We start from the raw sequence: 17,520 nt of genomic DNA, 5'->3' as shown, positions 1-17,520 counted from the left end.
TCTTGTGACCGACGACAGCATGACAGTGCGCTCGCAGACCGAGGCCGCATCCATCGCGTCCATCGCGGAGACGACGACCGCGGTACTGGCCGCCGTGGAGAGCGTCGTCATCGGGCAGGGCGAGCCGTTGCGCATCGCCATGGCGAGCATCCTTGCGGGGGGCCACGTGCTGTTCGAGGACGTACCGGGCCTCGGCAAGACGCTGGCGGCGCGCAGCCTCGCCTCGGCCATGGGTCTGCCGTTCCGGCGCCTCCAGTGCACACCGGACCTGCTGCCCGCCGACATCACCGGCTCGTATGTGTACGCCCCGGCCAGCGGGGACTTCGTCTTCCGGCCAGGGCCCGTCTTCACCGGTCTGCTTCTGGCGGACGAGCTCAACCGCACCGCACCGAAGACGCAGTCCGCGCTGCTGGAGGCCATGGCGGAAGCACAGGTGACGGTAGAGGGGACGAGCTTCGCGCTGTCCGCCCCGTTCCACGTGATCGCGACCGCGAATCCGATCGAGTACGAGGGCACCTACGCCCTTCCGGAGGCGCAGCTCGACCGGTTCCTGGTGCGGTTGAGTGTCGGCTATCCGGACCGTGCGGAGGAGGAGCGGGTGCTCGCGAACCGGCTGGCACGCCGCCGGGAGGTGGCGACGGTTGCCGCGGTGACGGATGCCGGCGGCCTGCTGGCCATGCAGGCGGGCGTCGAGCGCGTGCACGTGGATGCGGACATCCTGCGCTACTGCGTCGACCTCGCGGCGGCCACCCGTGCCGACCGCACGGTCGAGGTCGGCGCGTCGCCTCGCGGTTCGCAGGCGCTCATGCTCGTCGCCCGGTCGCTGGCGGTGATGGACGGCAGGGACTACGTCACGCCCGACGACGTCAAGCGCGTTGCGGTGCCCGCGCTGGCGCATCGCCTCACTCTGACGCCGGCTGCATGGGCCGCAGGAACGGATGCCGCACGCATCGTCGCGGGCATCGTGGACATGGTGCCGGGCCCGCCCGTGGTGGCGCGGGCCGGAACGGTGCGTGACGGAACAGGGTCGTGACGATCTGGCGGCGCACCGCCGTCCCCGCGGCCGGAACGCTGTGCGGGCTGATCGTCTGCGCGGCGGCGATCGTGTTCGGCCGTGGCGACGTCGCGCTCGTCGGCGTGGCACTCTTCGTCGCCATGGCCATCGCGACGAGACGGCCCGCGACGACCGACTCGGTCGAGGTGACTCTCGTGCAGACGCAGGGGGAGGAGCCGGCCGAGCGACCGCTGGGGCGCGAACGGACGCGAACCGCGAGGGCCGCCGCACGCGCTGAAACGTATCGGCCGGCGGCACCGGTGCACATCGGGGTGACTGCTTCCGACGACGTCGAACTCGTGCTGCTGCGCGTCACCACGCTCGGGTTCGAGGTGCAGCAGTTCGCCGTGGTTCCACCCGCCCGACTGCACGCACGGGTTCCCCTGGCGCACTCCGGCGAGCAGGAACTCCTCGCGGCGGAGCAGCGTGGTGTGACTCGCGGAGCGGCGTTCGTCGCCGACGTCGCACCTCCTACCTCTCTCCACGTGGTCGTCGAGCCGGAGCTGACCCCGATCCGTTTCCTGCCCGTCCCTCACCGGCTGCGTGGACTCACCGGTGCACACCAGTCCGGCCGACCGGGCGACGGCGGCGAGTTCCGCGACATCCACCCGTTCGTCAGCGGCGACCGGCTCCGCCGGGTGGACTGGAAGGCCACGGCCCGCCTGGCTCGGCGGCCCGGCGACCTGTACGTACGACGCACCAACGCCACCTCCGACATCGACGTCGCGATCGTGTTCGACGACGCGGACGACGTGGGGGAAGCGGTCGCCGAGTGGACGCTCGGTGACCCGACGCTGACCGGGACGACGTCGATGGATGTCGCCCGCGACGCCGCCTGGAGCCTCGCCTCCGCCTACCTCGACGCGGGCGACGCGGTGGCGTTCCAGGTGCTGTCGCGGGCCGGAGGAGCGGTGCCTCGCGGCTCGGGCGGCCGGCAGCGCGAGCGGCTGAAGGCGGCGATCGCGCGCACGGCGCCGCATCCGCGTTTCCTCACACGCGCACGCACGCCGCTTGTCGCGCCGGGTGCGATGATCGTGCTGCTCTCCACATTCCTCGACGGCGATGCGGTACGGCTGGCATCCCTGTGGCGCGCCGCCGGACACCGCGTGCTGGCCGTCGACACGCTGCCGCGGCCCGACGTGAACGGTCTGAACCGTCGCCAGCTCCTCGCGCTGCGCGTGGTGCTCGGCCGCCGCGACGAGAGGCTGCTCGATCTGCGTGCGGTGGGTGCCGATGTCATCGCCTGGCACCGGTCGTCGGCTGAGCTCGCAGCCGACCTTCGCTCCGTGAGCCGGCCGAGGCGGTCATGAGCGAACGTCTGCACGCCAGGATCTCCGTCGGCCCGCACCTGCCCGGATTCGCTCCGCGGCTCGCCATCGCACTGGTCGGCGGCGTCGCCGCGCTTCTTCTGGTGCCCGTTCCGTTCGCATACCTCGGGCTCGCACTCGCGATCCTCGGCGCCCTGTTCCCCGCAACGCTGGCGGTGTGGGGGTGTGCGCTCGTCGTCGCGCTGGCCCAGCTCGGGAGAGTGCCCGAGCCCACGGACTGGCATCCGTACGTCACTCTCGCCGTCGTGCACCTGCTGCACGTGATCGGTGCGCTCTCGATCGTGGTCGAGCCGGGCGGGGTGCTGCAGGCGCGAGTGCTCCGCCGACCGCTGCTCGGCTGGGTGGCCGTGGAGGTGCCGGCTCAGTGCGTACTCGTCGCGGTGCTCATCTTCGCCTCGGTGCGTCCGATGCTTCTGCCCCTGCCCGGAGCGTTCGCCGCCGTGGGCGCCGTCTGTGCCGGCGCGCTCGTCGTGCTCGTCATCCGCAGGCGATGACCAGCCACGCGCCTCGGACGTTCGCGGCGGGCGAATGCGATCGCCGCTTCGCAGCTCAAAAAACTCGATCGCCTCGGGGTGGATGCAAGCATCCATCGCTCTCGGCTCACTCGTTTGTCAGACCCTCTCTCTAGACTTTTCGCCGTGTCGATCTCGAAAGTGGAAACCCACTCCAAACTCAGCGTTCGCGGTGCCCGCGTGCACAATCTCCGCAACGTGGATGTCGAGATCCCGCGGGATTCGCTGGTCGTCTTCACCGGGCTCTCCGGGTCGGGCAAGTCGTCGCTCGCGTTCGACACCATCTTCGCCGAAGGGCAGCGCCGCTATGTCGAGTCGCTGTCGGCCTATGCCAGGCAGTTCCTGGGGCAGGTGGACCGTCCCGATGTCGACTTCATCGAGGGCCTCAGCCCGGCGGTGTCCATCGACCAGAAGTCCACGAACCGCAACCCCCGATCGACGGTCGGCACCATCACCGAGATCTTCGACTACATGCGGCTCCTCTGGGCGCGCATCGGCGTTCCGCACTGTCCGGTCTGCGGTGAGGTCATCCAGCGGCAGACGGTGCAGCAGATCGCCGACCAGCTCATGGAGCTGGAGCCGGGAACCCGCTACCTCGTACTCAGCCCGGTGGTCAAGCAGAAGAAGGGCGAGTTCGTCGACCTGTTCGCCGAGCTGTCGGCTTCCGGCTACTCACGTGCCCTCGTCGACGGGGAACAGGTGCAGCTCTCCGCCCCGCCGACGCTGAAGAAGCAGTACAAGCACGACATCTCGGTCGTCGTCGACCGCTTGGTCGCGGGCCCGGACATCCTCACCCGCCTCACGGACTCGCTCGAGACCGCGCTTCGCCTGACCGACGGACTCGTCTCCGTCAGCTTCGTCGACGAGTCGGGGCCGGATGCCACGCGCAACTTCAGCGAGAAGCTCGCCTGCCCGAACGGGCACCCGATCCAGCTCACCGAGATCGAACCGCGCACGTTCTCGTTCAACGCGCCGTTCGGTGCCTGCCCCGAGTGCTCCGGCCTCGGCACTCGCATGTCGGTCGACGAGGAACTGCTGCTCGGCGACCCTTCGCTGAGCATCTCGGAGGGCGTGATCCTGCCGTGGAGCACCCAGGGCAAGGGCCTGTATCAGTACTACGACAAGCTGCTCGACGGCCTCGCCCGCGATCTCGACTTCGATCTGGATGCGCCGTGGGACGAGTTGCCGCGCACGGTGCGCGACGCGATCCTGCGCGGCAAGGACTTCAAGGTCAAGGTCAAGTGGCGCAACCGCTATGGCCGCGAGCTCAGCTACACGTCGGGATTCGAGGGTGTGGTGCCGTATATCGAGCGCCAGTACCTGCAGGCGGACTCCGACACCCAACGGCAGCGCTGGGCCGAGTACCTGCGCGAGGTGCCGTGCCCGGTGTGCCAGGGCAAACGGCTGAAACCCGAGGTTCTGGCCGTGCTCATCCACGGCCACAGCATCGCCGACGTCGCCGACCTGAGCCTGGCCGACGCCAGATCGTTCATGAACAAGCTCGAACTGACCGAGCGGGAGCAGGTCATCGCCGCCCAGGTGCTCCGCGAGATCAAGGTGCGCCTCGACTTCCTCATCCAGGTCGGGCTGAACTATCTCAGCATGGGCCGCGCGGCCGCGACGCTTTCCGGCGGCGAGGCGCAGCGCATCCGGCTCGCCACCCAGATCGGCTCCGGCCTCACCGGGGTGCTCTACGTGCTCGACGAACCGAGCATCGGACTCCACCAGCGCGACAACCGGCGGCTGATCGACACGCTCGTCGCCCTGCGCAACCTCGGCAACACGCTCATCGTGGTCGAGCACGACGAAGACACCATTCGCACGGCGGACTGGATCGTCGACATCGGGCCGGGAGCGGGTGAGGGCGGTGGCCGCGTCGTGCACTCCGGCACGTACGACCAACTGCTCGACAACGCGGAGTCCCTCACGGGCGACTATCTCGCCGGTCGTCGTGTGATCGAGACGCCCGCCGTGCGCAGGCCGGTCGACCCGGGACGGATGCTCCGCGTCGTCGGCGCAAACGCCAACAACCTGCGCAACCTGACGGTCGACTTCCCGCTCGGCGTCTTCGTCGCCGTCACCGGCGTGAGCGGCTCGGGCAAGTCATCCCTGGTGAACGACATCCTGTACCGGGTGCTGGCGAACCGCCTCAATGGTGCGCGCAAAGTGGCGGGCAAGCACACCCGCGTCACCGGCACGGAGCACCTCGACAAGGTCGTCCACGTCGACCAGGCGCCGATCGGCCGTACACCGAGGTCGAACCCGGCGACGTACACCGGCGTGTTCGACCGCATCCGCACACTGTTCGCGGAAACCGCCGAAGCGAAGGCTCGCGGTTACCTGCCCGGCCGGTTCAGCTTCAACGTCAAGGGCGGGCGCTGCGAGGCGTGCTCAGGCGACGGCACGATCAAAATCGAGATGAACTTCCTGCCCGACGTGTACGTCGCGTGCGAGGTCTGCGGGGGAGCCCGGTACAACCGGGACACGCTCCAGGTGCACTACAAGGGCAAGAACATCGCCGAAGTGCTCGACATGCCGATCGAGGAGGCCGCGGAGTTCTTCAAGCCGATCTCCGCCATCCACCGCTACCTGCAGACACTCGTCGACGTGGGGCTCGGCTACGTGCGACTCGGACAGAGCGCGACAACCCTCTCCGGTGGCGAGGCCCAGCGCGTGAAGCTCGCGACGGAACTGCAGCGACGGAGTAACGGCCGCAGCGTCTACGTGCTCGACGAGCCGACCACGGGCCTGCACTTCGAAGACGTGCGCAAGCTGCTCGAGGTGCTGAACGGTCTTGTCGACAAGGGAAACACGGTGATCGTGATCGAGCACAACCTCGACGTGGTCAAGTCCGCGGACTGGATCATCGACCTCGGTCCGGAGGGCGGCTCAGGCGGAGGTCGCATCATCGCGACGGGCACACCGGAGAAGATCGCGACCGTCAAGGGCAGCCACACCGGCGTGTTCCTGCGCGAGATGCTGGATGCCGACTCTCGCGTCGAGCAGAAGACCGCCTGATCCGCGATGGCAGACACCGTCCCGTATCGTCCCAAGACCGGCGAGATTCCCACCGGACCGGGCGTCTACCGGTTCAGGGACGCCAAGAAGCGCGTGCTCTACGTCGGCAAGGCGAAGAACCTCCGCGCCCGGCTGAGCAACTACTTCCAGCCACTGCGCAATCTGCACGAGCGCACCAGGCGCATGGTCACCACGGCCGCCAGCGTGGAGTGGACGGTCGTCGCCAACGAGTTCGAGGCTCTGCAGCTCGAGTACACCTGGATCAAGGAGTTCAACCCTCCGTTCAACGTGCAGTTCCGCGACGACAAGACCTACCCGTACCTCGCGGTCACGCTCGCCGACGAGGTGCCGCGCGCCATGGTCACCCGCAACCGCGGCATCAAGGGGGCGCGCTACTTCGGCCCGTACACCAAGGTGTGGGCCATCCGGGAGACGCTCGACCTCATGCTCAAGGCGTTCCCGATGCGCAGCTGCTCAGACGGCGTGTATCACAGAGCTGAGCTGACCGGCCGCCCCTGCCTGCTGGGCGACATCGGCAAGTGCGTCGCACCGTGTGTGAGCCGGGTCACCCTCGATGAGCATCGCGAGGTGGCCGACGACTTCGTGTCGTTCATGGCCGGCAACGACACCAGCTACGTGCGTGCCCTCGAGCAGCGGATGCGCGAGGCCGCCGAGCACCAGGAGTACGAGGCGGCGGCCCGCCACCGCGACAGTATCCAGGCCATGCGCGCCGTGATGGAGAAGACGGCCGTCGTGTTCTCGGACGACGTCGACACGGATGTCTTCGGCATCGCCGACGACGAGCTCGCCGCAGCGGTTCACCAGTTCATCGTGCGAAGCGGCCGCATTCGCGGAACACGTAGCTGGGTGGTCGACAAGGAGCTCGACGTCGACGTCGCCCAGCTCGTCGAGACGGTGCTGGAGAATGCGTACGACGGCGAGTTCGCCCCGCCGCGCGAGATCCTCGTCCCGGTGCTGCCTGATGACGCAGCCGAGCTCGAACTGTGGCTCGGCACGCGCCGAACGCAGGGTGCGGAAGGCACGCGCAGCAGGGGAGTGGCGCCGTCCAAGGTGCGACTCCGCGTCGCACAGCGCGGGGAGAAGGCCGCGCTGGCGCAGACCGCTGAGACGAACGCCAAGAACGCGCTCATGCTGTACAAGACCCGGCGAAGCGCGGACTTCGTCGCGCGGTCGCAGGCACTCGAAGACATCCGGGATGCGCTGGGCATGCACGAGGCGCCGCTGCGCATGGAGTGCTACGACGTCTCGCACCTCTCCGGCACCAACATCGTCGCGTCGATGGTCGTGTTCGAAGACGGCCTTCCGCGAAAGGACCAGTACCGCAGGTTCAGCATTCCCGCTTCCACCGACGACACGGAATCCATCTACCAGGTGCTCACCCGGCGGCTCGCGTACCTGAAGTCCGACCCGGACGAGGCCGGCACAGATGCCGTCGAGGAGGCGAGCAAGGGGCCGGCGACGGCGGACGCGGACGGTTCGGATGCTGCGGGTACGGCAAACGACATCGCGGAGGCCGAGGTGGGCCGGCGCCCGCGCAAGTTCTCGTATCCGCCGCAGCTGCTGCTCGTCGACGGCGGGCAGCCCCAGGTCGCAGCGGCGAGGCGCGCACTGGAGGAGTCCGGTGTGACGGGCATCCAGCTCGCAGGGATCGCCAAGCGGCTGGAAGAGCTGTGGCTGCCGGACTCCGACTTTCCCGTCATCCTGCCCCGCAACAGCGATGCCCTGTTCCTCGTGCAGCGCATTCGTGACGAGGCGCATCGCTTCGCGATCACGTATCAACGCGCTCGTCGGAAGCGGGACATCGCTTCGGTTCTCGCCGACGTGCCCGGACTGGGCCCGGCCAGGGTGAAGGAGCTGTTGCGGCACTTCGGCTCGGTCGCCGAGCTGAAGAAGGCCGGCGTGGAGCAGATCGCCGAGGTGCGCGGCATCGGCCCGCGGCTCGCCGCGACGGTCGAGGAGGCGCTGCGGGGCTGAGTCTCGGAGCGGGAGTCAGCCGGAACGACAGACTCTCCGATGTCGTCAGCCCGCGTTCGCCCGCAGCCAGGCCAACGGATCGACGAGGCCGCCGTTGACCCGCACTTCGAAGTGCAAGTGGTTCGCGGTCGACTGCCCCGTACTGCCGACGAGACCGATCAGCTGTCCCACGGCAACGGTGTCTCCCGCCTGCACGGCACGACTCCCATATGTCATGTGGCCGTAGGTCGTCTCCACCCGCTGCCCGCCGATCTCGTGCTCGATGACGACTCCGACGCCGTAGCCGTAGTAGCTCTCGCTCGAGACCTTCACTGTTCCAGCGGCCACGGCGAAGATCGGCGTCCCAGCACCCACGAGCAGGTCCACGCCCTGGTGCTCGCCACCCCTTGCCATGAATCCGTCGCCGATCGAGTCGTAGTAGGGCAGCGGCCAGCGCACCGCGCCGGAACCAGGGGCGACCATATTGAGGTCGACCTTGCCGAGCGCCGATGCCGCCTGCTTCGCCTTCGCCGCTGCAGCGGCCGCCGCCTTCGCGCGGTCCAGCTCTTCCTGAGTCGTCGCGGAGAAGTCGTCGTGTTGCGGATCCGGTGCCATGACCGCCCCGATGGCGAGTCGCTGAGCGGCGCCGTGATGGTACGACATCGTCGCAACCGGGTCGCCCTGCGGCGACGAGGCGAAGGCCGGCAGCGAGACGGTCGCGAACATTCCGCCGACGACGCCGAAGATGAGGAACGCACGCAGCGCCCGCCGGACTCCTCCCGCAGTGCCGCCAGGACGAGTCGCTTGACGTTCCTTGCCCGTATCTGCGCGCCGGATGCGCGTGCTGCGGAGGTCGGCCGGGGCGGCCCGGTGTTTCGTGCGGGATTCGTTCATAGGCGATTCGTGTCGTCGTCGGCCTCGGCGCGGTCGAATCCGTACGGAAACGTACCGGGGCAAGACCGACCGTCTGAAAGTACTCGAAGATTACGGTTCTGTCACGTTCCGACACGAGGCAGACATCCGTGTCTGCGTCACGGGAACCGCCGTCGCAGGTCTGCCAGCCCCGCCAGCACTGGCCGAACGGCGTTGCCGATAGGCTGGTGTGAGCCCGATCACGCCGAGCGCCGAGCACCAGCGACGGCGTGGCGGAGCACGCGGCGTGGTGGAGGACGCATGGGCGAGGAACCCGAGAGCTCGGAGCAGCAGGAGCTGTTGATCGTGACCGGCATGTCCGGAGCGGGTCGTTCCACCGTGGCCAACGCGCTGGAAGACCTCGACTGGTACGTCGTCGACAATCTCCCGCCCCAGATGCTGCGCCCGCTCATCGACCTGGCCGGTCGCGCAGGGTCCCGGCTGCCGCGGGTCGCGGCCGTCGTCGATGTGCGTGGCCGCGGCCTGTTCTCCGACCTGCAGGAGATGGTCCAGTCTTTGCGCGGCGGTGTGCAGGTGCGCGTGCTGTTTCTCGACGCGACGGATGCCGCGCTCGTGCGCCGCTTCGAATCCGTGCGCCGTCCGCACCCGCTGCAGGGAACCGGCACGATCCTCGACGGCATCACTGCCGAACGTGCCCGCGTACGCGAGCTGCGCGAATCGGCCGACATCATCATCGACACGTCGGACCTCAACATCCACCAGCTCGCCGTGGAGATCAACCAGATCTTCGCCGCCCAGGACTCCGCAGACATCCAGCTCACGCTGATGAGCTTCGGCTTCAAATACGGACTGCCACCGGATGCCGACCTCGTCGCCGACGCGCGCTTCCTGCCCAACCCGTTCTGGCAGCCCGATCTGCGCGCGCTCACCGGTCTCGACCCGGAGGTGCGCGATTTCGTGTTCGAGCAGACGGGCGCCGTGGAGTTCGTGGACGACTACTCGAAGGCGCTGCGTCCGGTGCTGGAGGGGTATCGCAGAGAGAACAAGCGGCACGCCACCATCGCGGTAGGCTGCACTGGGGGCAAGCATCGCTCGGTGGCCATGGCGGAAGCGCTGGCCGCTCGTCTGCGCGATGCTCCCGGCGTCGCAGTGGCGATCAAGCACCGCGATCTCGGCCGGGAATGACGCATCGCGTACCGCGTCGCCTCCCTGCCCGGACGGCAGCTACGACCGACACGAGACCTTTCAACACAGAACGGAACCACGCGATTGGCACTGACCGCTGACGTCAAAGAAGAGCTCCTCGGCGTCGAGGCGGGCAAGAACACGGTGCGTGCAGCGGAACTGGCCACCATCCTGCGCCTCGCCGGCGGACTCCATCTCATCTCCGGCCGCATCGCCGTCGAGGCGGAACTCGACTCGCCCGCACTGGCCCGTCACGTACGCAAGGCGCTCGCCGAACTGTACGGCGTGCGCAGCGAGGTCTCGGTCACCTCTGCCGGCGGCATCCGCAAGAACACGGTATATACGGTCCGCGTGCTCGAAGGGGGCGAGACGCTCGCCCGTCAGACCGGACTCCTCGACCAGCACCGGCGACCCATCAGAGGGCTGCCGAACCGGCTGACCACGGGCTCCAAGGAAGACCTGGCCGCCGTGTGGCGCGGCGCGTTCCTGGCGCACGGCTCGCTCACCGACCCCGGCCGCTCCGCAGCTCTGGAGATCACGTGCCCTGGGAACGAGTCCGCGATGGCGCTGGTCGGGGCGGCCGGCCGCCTCGACATCCCTGCGAAGGCGCGCGAGGTGCGCGGCGTGCACCGCGTGGTCATCCGGGATGGCGAGGCGATCAGCGCGATGCTCGCCCGCATGGGTGCGACGGGCACCGTGCGCACCTGGGAGGAGTTGCGGCAGCGCCGCGAGGTTCGTGCCACTGCCAACCGCCTGGTGAACTTCGACGATGCGAACCTGCGGCGCTCTGCGCAGGCCGCCGTCGCCGCATGCGCACGAGTCGAGCGCGCCATGGAGATCCTCGGGCCGACCATCCCGGATCATCTGCGCTACGCGGGAGAACTGAGGCTCTCGCATCGTGACGCGAGCCTGGACGAGCTCGGCCACCACGCGGACCCGCCCATGACGAAGGATGCCGTGGCCGGCCGCATCCGCCGCCTGCTCGCGATGGCGGACAAGCGCGCCGCCGATCTGGGCATCCCCGGCACTGAGGCCAGCCTCCCTGCCGACCTCGACCTGTAGCGCGCCTGCCGGGCTGAGGCAGCGATCACTAAACTGGAACGGTTGCTCAGACCGCGCTGCGCATCTCGCACGCGGGTCGATCACGAGGAGAGAGTGAATGGCTGACTACACGCTTCCTGACCTTCCATACGACTACTCGGCGCTCGAGCCGAACATCAGTGGCCGGATCATGGAACTGCACCACGACAAGCACCACAAGGCCTATGTCGACGGGGCGAACACCGCCATCGCCAAGCTCGCCGAGGCGCGCGACAACGACGACCTGACGAACATCAACAAGCTGGAGAAGGATCTCGCCTTCAACCTGGCAGGCAACGTCAACCACACCGTGTTCTGGACGAACCTCTCACCGGACGGCGGCGACAAGCCGACGGGCGAGCTGGGTGCGGCGATCGACGAGTTCTTCGGGTCGTTCGACAAGTTCCGCGCGCACTTCACGGCGTCTGCACTGGGCATCCAGGGCTCCGGATGGTCGATCCTCGCCTGGGACTCCCTCGGCCAGAAGCTCATCATCGAGCAGCTCTACGACCACCAGGGCAACCTCGCGACGGCGACCGTTCCGCTCCTCATGCTCGACATGTGGGAGCACGCGTTCTACCTCGACTACCAGAACGTGAAGGCGGACTACGTCAAGGCGTTCTGGAACATCACGAACTGGGCCGACGTGCAGGAGCGCTTCACGCGGGCACGCGAGAAGACCTCAGGCCTGCTGGTACTGTCGTAAGCGGGTCGGTGTCCCGGACGGGATCCGCCCGGGACACCGTCGTCCGTTCGTCCCCCTTTGAATCCTGCGCCGAACGGCGCCCCAGTAACAGGAGACATCTGTGTCCGTGAAGATCGGCATCAACGGGTTCGGCCGCATCGGTCGCAACTACTTCCGCGCAGCGCTCGCGAAGGGCAGCGACCTCGAGATCGTCGCCGTCAACGACCTGACGGACACGAACACCCTCGCGCACCTCTTGAAGTACGACTCGGTCGGCGGCCGGCTGGACGCGACGGTCCAGGTCACCGACGACAGCATCGTGGTCAACGGCAAGCCGATCAAGGTGCTCGCGGATCGCGATCCGGCGAACCTCCCGTGGGGCGAGCTGGGCGTCGACATCGTCATCGAGTCGACCGGTTTCTTCACCAACGCCGACCTGGCGCGCAAGCACATCGAGGCCGGCGCCAAGAAGGTCATCATCTCCGCACCCGCGACCGGCGAGGACGGCACGTTCGTCATGGGCGTGAACGAGGAGAAGTACGACCCGTCGACGATGAACATCATCTCGAACGCCTCCTGCACCACCAACTGCCTCGCCCCGCTGGCCAAGGTCTTCAACGACACGTTCGGCATCGAGCGCGGCTTCATGATGACCGCGCATGCTTACACGGCCGACCAGAACCTGCAGGACGGCCCGCATAAGGACCTGCACCGCGCCCGCGCCGCAGCGATCAACATCGTGCCGGCATCCACCGGCGCCGCGAAGGCGATCGGCCTGGTGCTCCCGGAGCTCAACGGCAAGCTCAGCGGCTCCTCGTACCGCGTGCCGGTCCCGGTGGGATCGATCGTCGACCTGACGCTCGTCACGGGTCGTGAGAACCTGACCGTCGACGAGATCAACGCAGCGTACAAGGCCGCGGCGGCCGACGGGCGGCTGAAGGGCATCCTGCAGTACAACGACGACCCGATCGTCTCCACCGACATCCAGCACAACCCGCACTCGTCGATCTTCGACGCCGGCCTCACGAACGCCAGCGGAAACCTGGTGAAGGTCTCGAGCTGGTACGACAACGAGTGGGGCTACTCGAACCGCCTCGTCGACCTGACCGAGTACGTCGCCGAGCGTCTCTGATCCGCGACAGGCGAGGAACTCGATTGACGCTCCGCACTCTCGACTCGCTGGGTGCGCTTGCCGGTCGCACGGTCGTCGTCCGCTGTGATCTCAACGTCCCGCTGAAGGACGGGGAGATCACGGACGACGGCCGTGTCCGCGCGTCGCTGCCCACTCTGAACGCCCTCATCGAGCAGGGCGCTCGCATCGTCGTCATCTCGCACCTCGGCCGTCCCGACGGTGCCCCCGACCCGAAGTACAGCCTCGCGCCGGTGGCGGCACGCCTCGGCGAACTGCTCGGCAAGCCGGTGCGCTTCGCCACCGACACGGTCGGGGAGTCGGCGAAGGATGCCGTCTCGTCGCTCGCCGACGGAGATGTGGCGGTGCTCGAGAACCTCCGCTTCAACCCGGAGGAGACGAGCAAGTCCGAAGACGACCGTGCCGCTTTCGCCGCGAAGCTCGCGGAGTTCGGCGACGCCTTCGTCTCCGACGGCTTCGGGGTCGTGCACCGCAAGCAGGCGAGTGTCTACGAGCTCGCCAAGGCGCTGCCGAGCGCTGCCGGCCTGCTCATCGCGACCGAACTCGCTGTGCTCGAGCGCCTCACTGACAGCCCGGAGCGGCCGTACACGGTCGTGCTTGGCGGGTCGAAGGTCTCCGACAAGCTCGGCGTGATCGGGCACCTGCTGCCGCGCGTGAACACGCTGCTCATCGGCGGCGGAATGCTGTTCACCTTCCTCGCCGCACAGGGCTACAAGGTCGGCTCCAGCCTCCTCGAGGAGGACCAGCTGGAGACGGTGCGCGGATATCTCGAGAAGGCGCAGGAACTGGGCGTCGAGCTCATCCTGCCGACCGACATCGTCGTCGCATCGAAGTTCGGCGCCGACGCGGAGCACGAGGTGCGTCCGATCGCGGGCATCGAGGACACCACGTGGGGAGCATCCGGACTCGGGCTCGACATCGGTCCGGAGACGGCGGCGAAGTTCGCGGAGATCATCCGTGAGTCGGTCACCGTGTTCTGGAACGGCCCGATGGGTGTGTTCGAGCTGGCGCCGTTCGCGGCCGGCACCCGTGCCGTGGCACAGGCGCTCACCGAGACGCGCGGACTCAGCGTCGTCGGCGGAGGCGACTCCGCCGCGGCTGTGCGCGCACTCGGCTTCGACGACGATCAGTTCGGTCACATCTCGACCGGCGGGGGAGCGAGCCTCGAGTTCCTCGAGGGCAAATCGCTGCCAGGACTGGAGGTGCTGGGATGGCAGGCATGACAACGGCTCGCGGCGGTGGACAGCCGCACGGCGCGCGCGTCCCACTCATCGCCGGCAACTGGAAGATGAACCTCGACCACCTGCAGTCGATCGCGTTCGTGCAGAAGCTGGCATGGAGCCTGAAGGATGCCCGCCACGACTTCGGCGCGGTCGAGGTCGCCGTCTTCCCCCCGTTCACCGACCTGCGCAGCGTGCAGACTCTGGTCGCGGCCGACAAGCTTCCGATCGTGTACGGGGCCCAGGATGTCAGTGAGCACGCACCTGGGGCTTTCACCGGCGAGATCGCGGCGGAGTTCCTCGCCAAGCTGGACTGCACCTACGTCGTCATCGGCCACTCGGAGCGCCGCACCCTGCACGGTGAGACGGACGAGGTCGTCGCGGCGAAGACCAGAGTGGCGGTGGACGCCGGGCTGGTGCCGCTGATCTGCGTGGGCGAGACCGCCGAGGACCTGGAGACGCACGGCGCCAGCGCCGTGCCGGTCGCACAACTGAACGCGGTGCTGGAGTCGCTCCCGAAGGGCACCGACTTCGTCGTGGCGTACGAGCCCGTGTGGGCCATCGGGTCGGGACAGGCGGCCACGCCGGAACAGGCGCAGCAGGTCGCCTCGGCACTCCGCGCCGCGATCGCCGAACGCCTCGACGACGACACCGCGAAGGGCACGCGCATCCTCTACGGCGGATCGGTGAAGGCGGAGAACATCGCCGGCTTCATGCGTCAGCCGGATGTCGACGGCGCGCTCGTGGGCGGGGCGAGTCTCGATGCGGACGGCTTCTCGGCGATCGTGCGCTTCCAGAAGCACGTCGGCGTTTGAGGAAATCGATATACTGATCCTCGCCTCCCGCAACCCGAAAGGCCCTTCACTCGTGCAGATTCTCACGGTCGTTCTCCAGGTGCTGCTCGGCATCACGAGCCTCCTGCTGACCCTCCTTATCCTGCTGCACAAGGGACGCGGTGGCGGTCTGTCCGACATGTTCGGCGGTGGCATGACCTCCAACCTCGGAGCCTCCGGCGTGGCTGAGCGCAACCTCAACCGCATCACGGTCGTTCTCGGTCTGGTCTGGTTCGCCTGCATCGTCGTGCTGGGGCTCATCACGAAGTTCAGCGCGTAGCGACGCGTCCGTCGTCGCCTTACGCGCGATCAAGGAGGATTCATGTCAGCTGGCGGCAGCGCGATCAGGGGGTCCCGGGTCGGTTCCGGCCCGATGGGCGAGCAGGACCACGGCTTCCACGCAGAGCGGATCGCCGTGCAGTACTGGGACGCCCTCGGCAACGAGACCGTCCGCTACTTCGCGGCGAACCTTCCCGACGAGGAGATCCCAGACATCATCGACTGCCCGACGTCGGGCCTTCCCGCGGGCCGGGACAAGGAGAACCCGCCGGCAATGGCCAAGCTCGAGCCGTATAAGACGCATCTGGCCTACGTGAAGGAGCGCCGTACGGAGGAAGAGGCCGAGCAGCTCCTCGACGACGCGCTGAAGCAGCTTCGCGAGCGCCGCGGCAGGCTCACGCCCACGAACTAGCGGGGTTCGCCGCACCATCGCGGCCGGCGGACGCAGTCTGGTCCGCCGTTCCGCCTCGCTCGAAGTGATCTCTCGGCCGTACTATTGAGATATCACTTTATCGACGAGGTGGTGACCTCGATGGCGGCTGAATTGAAACGGCGCACCTTTTTGCGCCACGCCGGTCCGTGGCGCGCGTTGCGTCGCGGCGCAGGCTTCGCTGCAACGGCGACGACGCTCCTGCTGCTCTCCGCGTGCACCGGTGGCACGACGGCCGGCAGCACCTCCTTTCCGGGTGCGGCCACGCCGACCGGGTCTTGGCCGTACCCGAACGGGGATCTCGCGAACACCCGCGACGCGACGAGCTCGGTGATCTCGTCGAAGAACGTCTCCGCTCTGCGCGAAGCGTGGTCGCTCAAACTGACCGGCACCCCGGCCACAGGAGTCAAGGACACGGGGGCGTTCGCCGCCGCACCTGTCGTTGCAGGCGGAGTGGTGTACATCCAGGATCTGGACTGCAACGTCTACGCCGTCTCGCTGGCGACCGGAAAGCTGAAGTGGGAGTACCAGGTCGGCATCCCCGAGAAGAGCGGTCCTGGCCCGAACGGTGTCGCCGTCTCGGACGGCAAGGTGTACGGAGACACCCCCGATGAAGTGTTCGCGCTCAGCGCGTCGACGGGCAAGGTCGACTGGACGAACTCCGGTGTGCTCGGCAGCGGTGAAGGATCGTTCGAGATTCAGCCCGCGGTCGCCGACGGCCGCGTCTATCTCGCGAGCGCGTATGGATCGGGGCGCGGCGGAGGCGTCCTGCTGGCGCTGAGCGCCTCCTCCGGACACGTGCTGTGGAAGTTCGAGACCGTGACCAGCGGAACAGCGCTGGGCGTGAGCTCCCTCGGCCTCGGTTCAGGAGGGGCATGGGAGACGCCGCTCGTGGGCACCGACGGATCGGTCACGTTCGGCGTCGGCAACCCGTACCAGTCGATCGGCTCAGCCGTATCGCATCCGTCGCGGCAGCTCTACACCGACAGCCTCGTCAACCTCGACGCCGTCACGGGGAAGCTCCGCTGGTACTACCAGGCGGTGCCGAACGACTTCAAGGATCACGACATCCAGGCGTCGCCGGTCGAGACGACCGTCGACGGGCTGCAGGCGATCATCGGGTCGGGCAAGCTCGGATTCGTCATCGCGACGAACGCGGCCACCGGAACGGTGCTGTGGAAGACGCCGGTCGGCGCGCACAACGGCACAGATGACGATTCCCTGCACGCGCTCTCACACCGGTTCACGCCGAAGTATCCGTACACGTACGAGCCGGGCGCGCTCGGCGGCGTGCTGTCGAATATCGCGGTGGCAGACGGCAGCGTCTACGTCGCCACCCTCGATCTTCCGTTCACCCTTCCCAAATCGACCGGCGTGAACGGCACACCTTCCTCCGGGGCGAAGGCCGGGGGAGAGGTAGAGGCGCTGAGCCTGGCCACCGGCAATGTGCAATGGGACACGAGGGTGTCGAGCCTCCCGCTGGGCGCGACGACCGTTTCAGGCGATCTCGTTTTCACGACCCTGTACAGCGGTGAGCTGCTCGCACTGGACCGCACGACGGGCGCCGTGATCTACCGTCACGAATTGCCCGCGTCGACGAACGCGCCCATCGCGGTGTTCGGCAACACCGTTCTCATCCCGGCCGGCGCGCCGAAGACCACGAGCGGCGCTCAGGGTGCGGCGCAGCTGATCGCCTACACGGTGCGGTCTAGTGTTCGCTGACACTCCGACTGACTCCATCAGTTCGGCAGAGCACGCGAGCGTGCTCTGCTCTCGGCTCAGACCCTATGAGTGTGGGGTTGTGGGTTTGGTCTTGTAGGCCCAGGGCCTCACGGTGCAGATTCGTGGATCATCTCGAGAGTGGCTCGGGATGCCGACATGCAGCGGAGGCCCTGGTGT

The 17,520-nt window shown here is 67.9% G+C and carries 15 protein-coding genes; 14 read left to right on the top strand and 1 reads right to left on the bottom strand.

Annotated features, from left to right (window positions below):
* Positions 1-19: 19 nt before the first annotated feature.
* The 5 genes from ACYVII_RS17870 to uvrC all read left to right on the top strand — a co-directional run bounded on the left by ACYVII_RS17870 (position 20) and on the right by uvrC (position 7,907).
* Positions 20-1,033: an AAA family ATPase gene (locus ACYVII_RS17870; RefSeq protein ID WP_460537680.1), complete on the top strand. Its 1,014-nt coding sequence runs from the start codon at positions 20-22 to the stop codon at positions 1,031-1,033.
* Positions 1,030-2,364 (top strand): DUF58 domain-containing protein, encoded by a 1,335-nt coding sequence (locus tag ACYVII_RS17865; RefSeq protein WP_460537644.1) that lies wholly within the window; start codon positions 1,030-1,032, stop codon positions 2,362-2,364. The genes ACYVII_RS17870 and ACYVII_RS17865 overlap by 4 nt, the downstream gene beginning before the upstream one ends.
* Positions 2,361-2,876, top strand: coding sequence for a hypothetical protein (locus ACYVII_RS17860; RefSeq protein WP_460537642.1), 516 nt, complete (start codon positions 2,361-2,363; stop codon positions 2,874-2,876). The genes ACYVII_RS17865 and ACYVII_RS17860 overlap by 4 nt, the downstream gene beginning before the upstream one ends.
* Before the next feature lie 144 nt (positions 2,877-3,020).
* The gene (uvrA, locus tag ACYVII_RS17855) at positions 3,021-5,912 is read left to right on the top strand and encodes an excinuclease ABC subunit UvrA (protein ID WP_460537640.1); all 2,892 of its coding nucleotides are present in this window, start codon (positions 3,021-3,023) and stop codon (positions 5,910-5,912) included.
* A 6-nt stretch (positions 5,913-5,918) separates the two neighbouring features.
* A complete protein-coding gene (gene uvrC, locus ACYVII_RS17850) occupies positions 5,919-7,907 on the top strand; it encodes an excinuclease ABC subunit UvrC (RefSeq protein WP_460537638.1) in 1,989 nt (662 codons plus the stop codon).
* Positions 7,908-7,952: 45 nt separating this feature from the next.
* Here the strand turns inward: uvrC and ACYVII_RS17845 are convergent, their stop codons facing one another.
* Positions 7,953-8,780 carry a M23 family metallopeptidase gene (locus ACYVII_RS17845; RefSeq protein WP_460537636.1) on the bottom strand — a complete coding sequence of 276 codons (828 nt, stop codon included), beginning with the start codon at positions 8,778-8,780 and terminating at the stop codon, positions 7,953-7,955.
* A gap of 279 nt (positions 8,781-9,059) precedes the next feature.
* Here ACYVII_RS17845 and rapZ point away from each other — a divergent pair, with 279 nt between their 5' ends.
* The 9 genes from rapZ to ACYVII_RS17800 all read left to right on the top strand — a co-directional run bounded on the left by rapZ (position 9,060) and on the right by ACYVII_RS17800 (position 17,343).
* Positions 9,060-9,944 (top strand): RapZ family nucleotide-binding protein, encoded by an 885-nt coding sequence (gene rapZ / locus ACYVII_RS17840; RefSeq protein ID WP_460537634.1) that lies wholly within the window; start codon positions 9,060-9,062, stop codon positions 9,942-9,944.
* A gap of 84 nt (positions 9,945-10,028) precedes the next feature.
* Positions 10,029-11,006 (top strand): DNA-binding protein WhiA, encoded by a 978-nt coding sequence (gene whiA / locus ACYVII_RS17835; protein WP_460537632.1) that lies wholly within the window; start codon positions 10,029-10,031, stop codon positions 11,004-11,006.
* Between the two features lie 97 nt (positions 11,007-11,103).
* Positions 11,104-11,730 (top strand): superoxide dismutase, encoded by a 627-nt coding sequence (locus tag ACYVII_RS17830; RefSeq protein ID WP_460537630.1) that lies wholly within the window; start codon positions 11,104-11,106, stop codon positions 11,728-11,730.
* Between the two features lie 100 nt (positions 11,731-11,830).
* Positions 11,831-12,841: a type I glyceraldehyde-3-phosphate dehydrogenase gene (gene gap / locus ACYVII_RS17825; RefSeq protein WP_460537628.1), complete on the top strand. Its 1,011-nt coding sequence runs from the start codon at positions 11,831-11,833 to the stop codon at positions 12,839-12,841.
* Between the two features lie 23 nt (positions 12,842-12,864).
* Complete coding sequence (locus ACYVII_RS17820; RefSeq protein ID WP_460537626.1) at positions 12,865-14,082, top strand: phosphoglycerate kinase; 1,218 nt, start codon at positions 12,865-12,867, stop codon at positions 14,080-14,082.
* Positions 14,070-14,894, top strand: coding sequence for a triose-phosphate isomerase family protein (tpiA, locus tag ACYVII_RS17815; RefSeq protein WP_460537624.1), 825 nt, complete (start codon positions 14,070-14,072; stop codon positions 14,892-14,894). Before ACYVII_RS17820 ends, tpiA begins: the two co-directional genes overlap by 13 nt.
* A 52-nt stretch (positions 14,895-14,946) precedes the next feature.
* On the top strand, positions 14,947-15,192 hold the full coding sequence (gene secG / locus ACYVII_RS17810; protein ID WP_460537622.1) for a preprotein translocase subunit SecG: 246 nt from the start codon (positions 14,947-14,949) through the stop codon (positions 15,190-15,192).
* 42 nt (positions 15,193-15,234) lie between these two features.
* Positions 15,235-15,603: an RNA polymerase-binding protein RbpA gene (locus tag ACYVII_RS17805; RefSeq protein ID WP_460537620.1), complete on the top strand. Its 369-nt coding sequence runs from the start codon at positions 15,235-15,237 to the stop codon at positions 15,601-15,603.
* 120 nt (positions 15,604-15,723) lie between these two features.
* Positions 15,724-17,343, top strand: a complete 1,620-nt coding sequence (locus ACYVII_RS17800) for an outer membrane protein assembly factor BamB family protein (RefSeq protein ID WP_460537618.1) — start codon at positions 15,724-15,726, stop codon at positions 17,341-17,343.
* The last annotated feature ends 177 nt before the right edge of the window (positions 17,344-17,520 follow it).

The organism is Humibacter ginsengiterrae (assembly GCF_054780115.1).
Note: the sequence above shows the minus strand (reverse complement) of the source record. Positions and strands in the feature narration are given on the sequence as shown.